The following is an 11,203-nucleotide window of genomic DNA, read 5'->3' as shown; positions in this document are numbered from 1 at the left end:
GTGTTCCTACCGGGGGCCGGTTGGGTGGGTTTAGATCCAACATCCGGTTTATTTGCAGGAGAAGGTCATATTCCATTGGCAGCGGTTCCTGAGCCTGGAAGTGCCTCTCCTGTATTCGGATATTCTGATCCTGCAGAGTCCAAATTCGGATTTAGGATGGAGGTCAAACGTTTCCAGGAATCTCCTCGAGTTACGAAACCTTATACGGATCCGACTTGGGAGAGGGTATTAAAGATTGGCAAAGATCTAGATACTAGATGCAAAAAAAATGATATTCGTGTTTCTATCGGTGGAGAGCCCACTTTTATCTCGGATACTTCCAGGCAAGATCCTCAATGGAATACTCTTGCGATCGGAAAAGAAAAGTTAGAGTTAGGAGAAACACTTCTTACCAGACTTCGTAATAAATTTTCGCCGGGTTCTTTGGTCCAAGTGACTCAGGGGAAATGGTATCCGGGAGAACCTTTACCTCGTTGGTCCTTGAATGTCTTTTGGAGAAAGGACGAGGAGCCTTTGTGGAAAAACGAGGGGTTGTTTTCTTCTTCCTCTGAAAAAGACGAAAAGGATCTGGACAAAGACTTAAAATCGTCCGAAAGTTTCGGAGAATTAGTTTGTAAAACCTTGGGAATTTCTCCCAAACATATGGTTCCTCTTTACGAGGACGGCTTTTATTATTTATGGAAAGAAGGTCAACTTCCCGAATGGAAAGACCCTAAGAGTGAGGATTTTAATTCGGAGGATTTTTCTTTCGAAACTTTAGAAAGGAAGAAGGTTCTTTCCTTGGTGGACAGGGACTTCAAACTCAAAAAAGCGATCGCTATTCCATTACAATTTAATTATACAAAATCTGAATGGGAAAGTTCCGAATGGAAATACAAAAGAGAAAGATTATACCTAATCCCTGGAGATAGTCCTGCCGGTTTTAGGTTACCTTTTTCTTCTATCTCAGAAAATTTCAGGCCGAATGCCGTGCTTACGGACCTTTCCAAGAGTAAAAAATTACGCACCCGAAAAGATATAGATTCGATTTTAACAAAAAGATCTTCCAAGGAACCTAAATTTTTTTCAGAGAGTAAGGATCTTCCCATCCGTACTACTTTGGTCATCGAGCCAAGGCTTGGATCCATTCATGTATTCTTACCACCAATCGAAGGATTGGAGCCTTGGTTGGATTTGATCTCTTCGTTGGAATTTGCTTCCGAAAAGGCCGGAATACAAATCGTTTTAGAAGGTTATGAACCTCCTTCTGATTCGAGGCTGGGTCTATTTCGGATAACGCCTGATCCAGGTGTATTAGAAGTGAATTTACATCCTTCTTCTAATTTCAAAGAGCTGGAAGAAAAAACACGTATCTTATACGAAGAAGCAAAGGATCTAGGCCTTAGCGCAGAAAAATTCCTGATCGATGGAAGGCATACCGGAACCGGGGGCGGGAATCATATCACAGTAGGTGCAATGTCCCCGGAAGACAGTCCATTCTTACGAAGACCGGACCTTCTTCGGAGTTTGGTAAGTTACTGGCAGCATCATCCTTCTCTTTCTTATCTATTTTCCGGTTTGTTTATCGGTCCTACTTCTCAGGCTCCTAGATTGGACGAGGGTAGGGATGAAATATTATATGAGTATGAATTAGCTTCTTCTCAATTAGATAAAATTAAAGAACCAAATCCTTGGCTTGTGGATCGTCTTTTTAGGAACCTGCTCGTGGATTTAACAGGGAATACACATAGAGCGGAAATTTCGATCGATAAATTGTATCCGCCTTCGGGTTCTCGTTTGGGTCTTGTGGAACTAAGAGGATTTGAAATGCCTCCTCATTATAAAATGAGTGTGGTCCAGCAACTCTTGGTCTTATCTTTACTTTGTAAATTTTGGGAAAAACCTTATGTGAAGCCTCCTATCCATTGGGGAACGGAACTGCATGATCGTTTTCTTCTCCCTCATTTTGTTTGGAACGATTTTAAAGATGTTCTTAGAGATCTAAAAGATCATGGGTTTGCATTTGGGGAAGAGGAGTTCCTTCCGTTTTTCGAATTTCGTTTTCCTGTGTATGGTAAAACCCAAAGAGAAGAAGTATTTTTAGAACTAAGAATGGCTTTAGAACCTTGGAATGTTTTAGGAGAAGAATCATCTTCCTTCGGAACCTCAAGATCAGTAGACTCTGCATTAGAAAGATTGCAAGTAAAGGTAGAAGGTTGGAGCGATCGTTATCTTCTTAGTTGTAATGGATACCAAGTTCCTCTTCGAAGCACCGGCAGAAAAGGAGAAGCAGTTTCCGGAATTCGTTTTAAGGCATGGAATCCTGTATTTACTTTGCATCCGAATCTTCCCGTCCATACTCCTTTGGTTTTTGATGTTTGGGATACCTGGTCTTCTCGTCCTTTAGGCGGTTGTCGTTATTATGTTTCTCATCCTGGTGGAAGAGCTTACGATACGTTCCCGGTAAATTCATATGAAGCTGAGTCTCGTAGGATCTCCAGATTTTTGGCGGACGGTCATTCTGCCTTGGATGGTTCCGAACCTAAACGATTGAAACAAACGAATGGTTATACAATGGACCTTCGTTGGATTGAATGACAGTATTTATCAAGCTTAGTTCGTGAGATCAAATCTCAAAAACAGTTGCAGCCAGCCTTAGAAAAATAATTCTGATTCTCAAGATAAAGAGCCCAGTTTCGAGGGAACTATGCGACAAAATAATTCTGTCAGAAGCGGACGATTCGGCAGGTTTTTCCGGATTAAAAAACTGATCCTTACCGCTTGGGTCATTCTAAGTATTTCCTTACTTTCTATTCTTATTTCTTGTTCTCACAAAAACTCCGCAACCGGTGCGGCAAACGCGAATGGATATCTCTATCAGATGTTTAATTCATTCGATCCTAGATCTGTTTTGCAGAATTTAGGGAATAATGTTCTTCCTCCACTTTTCGTGAATTTAGAAACGAGTAGAGTGAATCTTGTAAACGCAACGAATGATCTTTGTGCTTCTGATTCTTTAGCTTCCGCGCAGGCCGCATGGATTGCTCATAAATCCGATCTGAAAAAAGTAGAACCTTTTCGTTTCGGATCTACTCTTGCATACTTTACCCGGATGGATCCTTTTCTAATCAATTATTTAATAGAGTCTTCGCCTAATACAGATGAGTTGGATGACTTGGATACATTTACTGTCGGGGATCTTTCCGATGCGCAACAGGCTATCGGTCAGATGAAAAATAAGGCCAAAGGTATTAGCGCGATAGAATATCTTCTTTTTAGTAGAGCGGGGGTGAATCGAGGAACTGCGCCAAGCTGTTCTGATTTTCCGTCTGCTCCGGACGGAAGAGCGGCTCTCCTAAGAGCTTTGGTTTTAGAATATAGCGGGCATGTTTTTAATGTAACTAGTGCTTGGGATACGAGTGGCACAAATCCTTTGGGCACTCAGCTTGCAACTGCAGGAAATGGAACTTCTGCCACTTTTTCGAGTTCAGGTATCGCGTTAGACGCTGTTTTATCGGGAGCAATCCAACTTTTAACTATTATGAAGGATGGAAAGTTGGAAATTCCTGCCGGGCTTTCCGGAGGTGGAAACGGTTCTTCTCCTAAATCGGATCGTGCGGAGTCCAGATATTCCGGACAATCTTTCCAGAATTTGATCGATAATTTAAGTACTTTTAAAGCGATTTATACCGGGAATGGAACGGGAGCGGGACTTAAGGATTATGTAAAATTTTATAGCCCAGAACTAGCTGAGGAAATTGACGCAGAGATTGCGGAATTGGAGGAACATTTAGGAGATATCACTCCTTCTCTTTCGCCTTCCGATCCTTCTACTGCTTGGGGAAGTTCGAATGCTGCGAATTTTACCGCGATCAAGTCGAGTATTGCGGACTTAAGCGAATTATTAACAATTTTGAATACTGAGTTAGCCGCTCTTACAGGCTCGAGTCCGGTTTCCGGTGGACCAGGAGGGGACGGAGATTGATGTTACAAAAACGATTCCGTTCTTCTTTAATTTTATGTATTTTCATTTTTTCTAATTCTTTTCTTTTCTCCCAGCCTAACGAAAATGCCGGGACGAATGGAACTTCTTCTGCTTCCGAGCAAGAAGATCCTTCTAAGAAGGAAATTTCCAAACAAGAGGAAACTCTTGCAGAAAAGAAAAGAAGATTTTTAGAAAGCGGCCAAATCAATGTGATCGGAGCCAAGGATGATGATATTAAAAAGATCCCCGGTTCTGCAAATGTGATCGGTAAAAAGATCTTAAAAGAAACAAATCCAATCGATTCTATGGAAGCCTTGCGCAGGGTTCCAGGTGCCACAATCCGTTACCAAGATGCAGTAGGTCTTACTCCAAATATCGCATTCAGGGGTGTGAGTAATGAAGAATCCAGAAAAACTTTGATCTTAGAAGACGGAGTTTTTACTTCTTTGAGTCCTTACGGACAACCTGAGAGTTATTTTGTTCCTCATATAGATAGGATGGAAAGAGTAGAGGTTGTGAAAGGTTCCGGTTCCATTCTTTTTGGACCGACAACTCTAGGTGGTATTGTTAACTACGTAACTCGCAAGCCTCCAGAAAAACCTACGTTTAGTGCAAAGGTGATCGGAGGAACAAACGGCTACGCTTCGAGTCTTTTACAATATGGTGGAACTAACCAAACTACAAATACAGGTTACGATATTTCTTATATGCGTAACCAAGGAAACGGTTTTAGGGATTACCAAGGTTTTAGGGTAAACGACCTGAATCTAAAATTGATCCAAAAATTAGGTGAAAAGGATTCGGTTTTTCTAAAATACCAATCCTACCAACAAGAGGCCCAATCCACTTATTTGGGACTGACCCAAGGATTGTATTGGAGAAATCCAAGGATCAATCCTGCTAGATACGACCAAAAATCTATCGATAGACAGGCAGCGGTTATAGGTCATGATCATACTTTTAATGAAAATTGGAAAATGATTACAAGAGCCTATTGGACCAATGTTGGCTTCTTATTCCGCCAGGAATCTTATTCTTATAATAATATGACCGAATTCGGTTTTCCTGCAAGACCTCCTGAAAATGCATTTGGCGTATATGCTCCGGATATTATAGGAAACCAGCCTGGGGATGTAATTTACATGTTAAATTCCACTCCAAACAGGCATTCTTTCTTTAAGACCGGAGGTTTGGAAACTAAGGTAGAAGGTAAATTTAATACATTCGGCCTGGATCATGAGATCGCTTTTGGAGCAAGAATGCATTATGAATCCGTAAATGCGGCGAATAACGTATTTCCGTATCCGACTCTTACAAAAGGTCTTACCACCCAACAACAGAATCGGAATGCAAGAGCTTATGCTTTGTATGTACAAGATTCCATCAAGCTTACCGATAAGTTCAAAGTAATCCCCGGAGTTCGTTACGAACATATTTTCCAAGGTGTGTATACTCATAGAAGACTTGCAACTTCGGATGATGTGACCAAGGGATACGCGAATACGGTTGGCCAATCCATCTTAGTAAATGATGCAAACGAGACTTATACGAAGGTAGTTCTACCAGGAATCGGTCTTACGTTTGATATTACGGAGAAGTTTATCTGGTTTGCCGGAGCTCACACCGCATTTTCTCCTCCTACATTCTCCACTGTTCAAAACCCTGCATTAGGTTTAGGTTATAAACTTAGTGCGGAAAGATCTAATAATTACGAGACTGGATTTAGGGGAAATATTACTCGCTACTTCTACACTCAGGTCAGTACATACGCATTATATTTTTCGAATCAAATCGTGAACACGAACGAAGCAGGCTCCGGATTAGGAGCGGTTCCGATTAATGCGGGAAGATCGGTGAACAGAGGTGTGGAAAGTAATTTTGTTTTCGATTTCGGGAAATTCGCCGAGTCCAAATGGGAAATTCCTCTGGAATTTACTTACTCATATACTAAAGCAATCTCTACCACTTACGTTCCTGTGGGCACGATACAAAATGCGGACGGCACCGTGAGTATCACGAACCAACCATTGTATGCGATCAACTCGGCAGGAAATCTGATCAAAGTAAATACAAACGGAAATTACCTGCCTTACGTTCCTATGAATGTTTTTATAGGTGCGATCGGTGTGAAAAGCCCATCCGGATTTTATGCCAGAGTTGAATATCAGTATTTTGACAAACAATATTCCGATCTGCAGAATACAAAAAACCAAAGTACAGATGGAAGCCAAGGTATTGTTCCCGCATATGGAATTTGGAATGCTGACTTTGGATACGAAGCTCCGGGAGGAAGATGGTCCATTTTCGTGAACGGAAAAAATTTAGAAGATAGAGTATATATTTCCGGAAGACTTCCTGTGGGGATCCAACAAGGGCCGTATAGACAAATCAATATCGGAGCTACTTTAAAGCTGGATTAAAATTGGACGGAAAGTGAAAATGTCTCTCGGAAGATGAATCAGAGAACTTCCCAGGCCACAAATTTACTCTCTGGATACAAACCCGCCTCGGGAGTCTATGATGAGTTATGCCTTCCCGACGGAAAATCCAGGGATAAATACGAATTTTTACTTCGCTCTCTGAATCATCTTGGCGGAGCGGAATTAAGAAGACGCAAAGAAGATAGCCTCCGTATCCTAAAGGAAAGCGGAGTAACGTATAATGTTTATGGAGACGAAAGGGAGAGGGTCTGGGGACTGGATCTTTTTCCTCTTCTCATGGACAGCAAAGAATGGGACGGGATAGAAAGAGGTCTCGCCCAAAGATCCGAACTACTTAACGAAATTCTAAAGGACGTTTACGGTCCTAAAAGATCTTTATACGAAAAAAAAATCCCCCACGAAGTCCTATTTCAATCCGGAGGATTTTTAAGAGCCTGCGCTCCGGTTTACGATTTTACAAATTTCCGTTTAGCATTCTTGGCCACGGATATTAGCAGGGACGGCCAAGGGAATTTTTATGTGATCGGAGATAGAGTCCAGGCTCCCTCCGGTTCGGGGTACGCTTTAGAAAATCGTATCGTTCTCTCCCGTATTTTCCCTTCTCTCTATCGCGACTCTCAAGTGCATAGAGTTGCCTTATATTTCAGGGCATTAAGAAAAACTTTAAATTCATTTTCTTCTAATAGAGATAGAGAACCTCTCACAATTCTTCTTACGCCTGGCCCCGGAAACGAGACCTATTTCGAACATGCATATCTTGCAGGTTACTTGGGATATATTTTGGCCCAAGCAGAGGATCTAACTGTTCGGGACAATAAGGTATTTCTGAAAACGATAGAAGGTTTACAACAAGTGGATGTGATCTTTCGCCGGGTGGACGATTGGTACATGGATCCCCTTGAGTTAAAGGGAGACTCTTTGTTAGGAGTTCCAGGCATCTTGGGTGCGGTAAGGGCAGGGAATGTCACCGTAGCAAATCCTATCGGTTCCGGATTTTTGGAGAATCGAGCAATCCATGCATATCTTCCTAGTTTATGTAAGTTTTATCTGGGCGAGGATCTGATCCTTCCGAATGTTCCTACTCTTTGGATGGGAGACGAAAATTCCCGCAAAGAAGTATTTTCCAATCCTCATAAATATGCGATCAAACCTGCAATTCGTTCTCCTTTGGATCCGTCCGTATTCCTTTCTACTTTGCAAGATAAGGAAATGTTTGAGTTAAGAACCAAAGTAGAAATAAGGCCGGAACGTTATGTGGCACAAGAGATACTAACCGGTTCTACCTGTCCTATTTTTTCGGGAGACTCGGAAGAACTTCTGATCGGTAAATCGGTGCTAAGAACTTTCACCTGCCTTTCCGAGAACGGATATACTTCTATGCCAGGAGGACTCGTGCGAGTTTCTCCTAAAGCGGACGAACTCATTATCACCAACCAAAGAGGAGCTATTTCCAAAGATCTTTGGATTTTGGCTTCGGAAGAGAAGAAGGAATTCAGTCTTCTTCCCGGACAGATCGGAAGAATACCGCTCAAAAGAAAAGGTTCCGGAATTCCAAGTAGGGTCGCGGACAATATGTTCTGGATGGGACGTTATGCGGAACGGGCAGAGAATATGTCCAGGCTTCTCAGAGAAACAGTCCACAAAATTTTGGAAGCGGAAGAGTCTTACGAGAAGGATCAATTCTCCATGTTACTCGGGATCTTGGACCAACTTTCAGGATACAGTCTTGGATTTTTCGAAACAAACGGATTGGATTCTTTGGATACCATCCGAGAGAAAATATTCCAATTGGCGACTTCTCCTTATTCTTCCGGAAGTATCCGCCATGATCTGAACTTTTTTGTGGGAACTACTAAGGCAGTTCGAGATAGGATCTCCGACGATACACGTTATCTGATTTCCAGGTTGGAGTCTGAAACCCCAGGAAATTCTAGTTACGACGAAGTGTTAGAATATTTACAAAAGCTTGTGAACCTGTTTGCTTCTCTCTCCGGGCTTGCAAATGAAAGTATGAGTCGTGAGACCGGATACTTCTTCCTGGATATGGGGAAAAGATTGGAGAGATCCCAGTTTTTGACGAAGCTGATACTCGCCACGATGGAAAGAGCTTCCATATATAATAAAAGTATGTTCGAGAGTCTTTTGAATGTGAACGATATCCGGATCACTTATAGAAGACGTTATAAATATAGAATAGAAGCGGAATCAGTCGTGGATATTCTTATCTTCGACGAAAGTAATCCTCGTTCACTTGCATTCCAGTTGGAAAGATTAAGAGAGAATACATTATTCTCCTTCACAGGAAAAGACGAAGAAATTTCGGAAGAGATCCAAAGACTCACTGATGTTTTAGTTCGATTCAGCGAAGAAGATGCAAAACGTATTTTTGAATACGCGGATCCTGCCGGAGGACTTCGTAGATGGTTAGAAGATATCCTGGCACAATTAAAATCCGTCTCGGATGCAGTTGCTACCAAATACTTCCGTTATGTGGAAAACCAAGTCAGATTGGGAGGACCGTATGGCTGAGTATTCCGTTAGGCACTTAACCCATTATACTTATGAGAAGGAAGTTTCTCATTGTTTAAATTTGGCCCATCTATGTCCTACCTCCAACGAGAGGCAGATCTGTAGAGAGTTCCGAATAGAAATATTTCCCAAACCTAAATATACCGAATTCAGAACGGACTATTTCGGGAATACGGTATATTCTTTCGCAGTAGAGACACCTCATAATATTCTTTCCGTAACTGCAGAGGCAAAAGTTTTTACTTCGGAACCGGAGAAAAAAAAAGACCGTATCGCGATTTCTGCTTCTGAAATATTACAAAAATTGAAAACAGTTACCGAAAAAGAAGATCTGGAAGCCCTGGAATTCGTGGGAGATTCTTCTTTTGTGAACCGTTCCGTTTCTTATAAGAATTTTTTAGAAAAATATCTGCCTATGGATCTTCCTTATCAGGAAGCCGTCTTGGAATATGTGAAAAGATTTCGAGAAGATTTTAAGTTCAAGGCAGGAAGCACGAATATTTACACACCATTGGACGAGGTCTTAGAAAAGAAAGAAGGAGTTTGTCAGGATTTCACACATCTTTCCGTGGCTGCTTTTCGTTCTATGGGTTTACCTTGCAAATATGTATCCGGTTATATCGAAACATATCCGCCTCCAGGAAAACCTAAGTTAAGAGGAAGTGATGCCACTCACGCTTGGATATCCGTATATTCTCCCGGACAAGGTTGGTTTGATTTTGATCCTACAAATGGGAAAGCGATCACAGACGAGTATATTCATACTTCCGTAGGTCGAGATTTTTCTGATGTTTCTCCCCTGAAAGGGATCTTATTCGGAGGTGGAAAACATAAATTGAAAGTAGAAGTGGATGTTTCCCAGTTAGGTGATCCTAACGCGATCGGAAATCATATCTAAAATTTACTGTGATTTAAGATTTGCGATGTAGGAGTTCCTACATGCAGTGTTTCCATTAGATTTGTTTTGTTGGACTTCCCACAAGGCCGGATAACTGTGGAATGAAAAAGGCCCTCCCGAAGGAGGGCAATGGATCAGGTACTGGGAATAATATCAGACCGGCGCCAGGTCTCCGGAAACAAATCTTTTCCAAGTGTTCAACGCCACTTTGAAATCGGATTTAGCTTCTTTTACGGCCTTTTTGCCTACTTCTTCTTTTACAGCTTTCAAAGTAATCAGTTTGGCTTGGGTTTCCTGAACGGAATTACGCAGAGCCTCTAATCTTTCTTCGAATCCTTGGCTTAAGGTTTCAGACTTAGATTCCAATTTTTCGCGTAAAGCCTTCTCGTCCATGATCATCTTTTTACGGAGGATCTGTTCTTCAGAGATAGTCTTTCTATCGCTTGCCAAACCGAAAAAGGCGAATGTATTGATCAGCCATTTGGTTGGATCGTAATCGAACCAACGAATCCCGTTTCTGTAATCAGCTTGGAACTCGTGGTGGAAGTTATGATATCCTTCTCCAAAAGTGAATAATGCGATGAGCCAATTATCCTTAGCAGTATGTTTATCTGAGAAAGGTTGATCTCCCTTATAATGAGCCAAGGAATTAATGAAGAATGTCATGTGGTGATTGACCGCAATTCTAAAAGAACCTGCGAGTAATAATCCGCCTAAAGCATCTCCCCAAAGAGCGCAAAGAAGAGTTGGGAAGATAAATCCCATGAAGATAGCGATCTTGTAATAATGATCGTCCTGGAATTTTACCCATTTGTCTTCGTAAAGATCGTTCACGTTAACAGGAGTTCTGTGGTCCCTATTCTCGAATAACCATAGAATATGAGCATACCAGAATCCTTTAGTGATTGCATAAGGATCTTCTTCTTTATCCACGAATCTATGGTGGATCCTATGATCGGAACTCCATTCGATTACGGATTGTTGGAACGCAGCCGCTCCGAAAAGAATATAAAAAAGTTTTACCGGCAAAGAAGCTTTGTAAGCTCTATGCGAAAACAGACGGTGGTATCCCCCGGTGATCGCAAGCCCGGTTGCTGCGGTCATAAATAGATACACAAGCCATGTGTTTAAAGGAATGCCTCTGGTAAATAATAAGGCACCCGTCCCAATGACCCCGATGATCGGAGTCGCAAATAAGAAGATTGTGGTCTTCAACGCGTATTTCTTTTTCGTTTGTTCCATGTCGGTTTTTCCCGTCTTGGTTTTTCTGATAAGAGCGGAATCGGGGTCCCAGGTTGCGAAAAAATTCGAAAATTTAGAATTTTTCCCTAGGGCCACAATCAGGCTCAAAAATCTGTTTTTTCCTGAGGA

6 protein-coding genes are annotated in these 11,203 nt (G+C 41.7%); 5 read left to right on the top strand and 1 reads right to left on the bottom strand.

Features of this window, described 5'->3' with window-relative positions; all coding sequences use genetic code 11:
• The 5 genes from CH365_RS18715 to CH365_RS18695 form a co-directional block, all read left to right on the top strand.
• Positions 1 to 2,577 (top strand): transglutaminase family protein (locus CH365_RS18715; protein WP_100770058.1); only part of this gene is annotated, 2,577 nt, incomplete at its 5' end.
• A gap of 109 nt (positions 2,578 to 2,686) precedes the next feature.
• Entirely contained in the window at positions 2,687 to 3,964 is a 1,278-nt protein-coding gene (locus tag CH365_RS18710) for an imelysin family protein (RefSeq protein ID WP_100770057.1), read from the top strand.
• On the top strand, positions 3,964 to 6,384 hold the full coding sequence (locus tag CH365_RS18705) for a TonB-dependent receptor family protein (RefSeq protein WP_100770055.1): 2,421 nt from the start codon (positions 3,964 to 3,966) through the stop codon (positions 6,382 to 6,384). The genes CH365_RS18710 and CH365_RS18705 overlap by 1 nt, the downstream gene beginning before the upstream one ends.
• A gap of 33 nt (positions 6,385 to 6,417) precedes the next feature.
• On the top strand, positions 6,418 to 8,934 hold the full coding sequence (locus CH365_RS18700; protein WP_100770054.1) for a circularly permuted type 2 ATP-grasp protein: 2,517 nt from the start codon (positions 6,418 to 6,420) through the stop codon (positions 8,932 to 8,934).
• The gene (locus CH365_RS18695; protein WP_100770053.1) at positions 8,927 to 9,832 is read left to right on the top strand and encodes a transglutaminase family protein; all 906 of its coding nucleotides are present in this window, start codon (positions 8,927 to 8,929) and stop codon (positions 9,830 to 9,832) included. Before CH365_RS18700 ends, CH365_RS18695 begins: the two co-directional genes overlap by 8 nt.
• Positions 9,833 to 9,985: 153 nt before the next feature.
• Here the strand turns inward: CH365_RS18695 and CH365_RS18690 are convergent, their stop codons facing one another.
• On the bottom strand, positions 9,986 to 11,074 hold the full coding sequence (locus CH365_RS18690; RefSeq protein WP_100770070.1) for an acyl-CoA desaturase: 1,089 nt from the start codon (positions 11,072 to 11,074) through the stop codon (positions 9,986 to 9,988).
• Positions 11,075 to 11,203 lie beyond the last annotated feature (129 nt).

The organism is Leptospira neocaledonica (genome assembly GCF_002812205.1).
Classification (GTDB): domain Bacteria; phylum Spirochaetota; class Leptospiria; order Leptospirales; family Leptospiraceae; genus Leptospira_B; species Leptospira_B neocaledonica.
The sequence above is the reverse complement of the archived record's forward strand: the minus strand, read 5'-3'. Positions and strand labels throughout refer to the sequence as shown.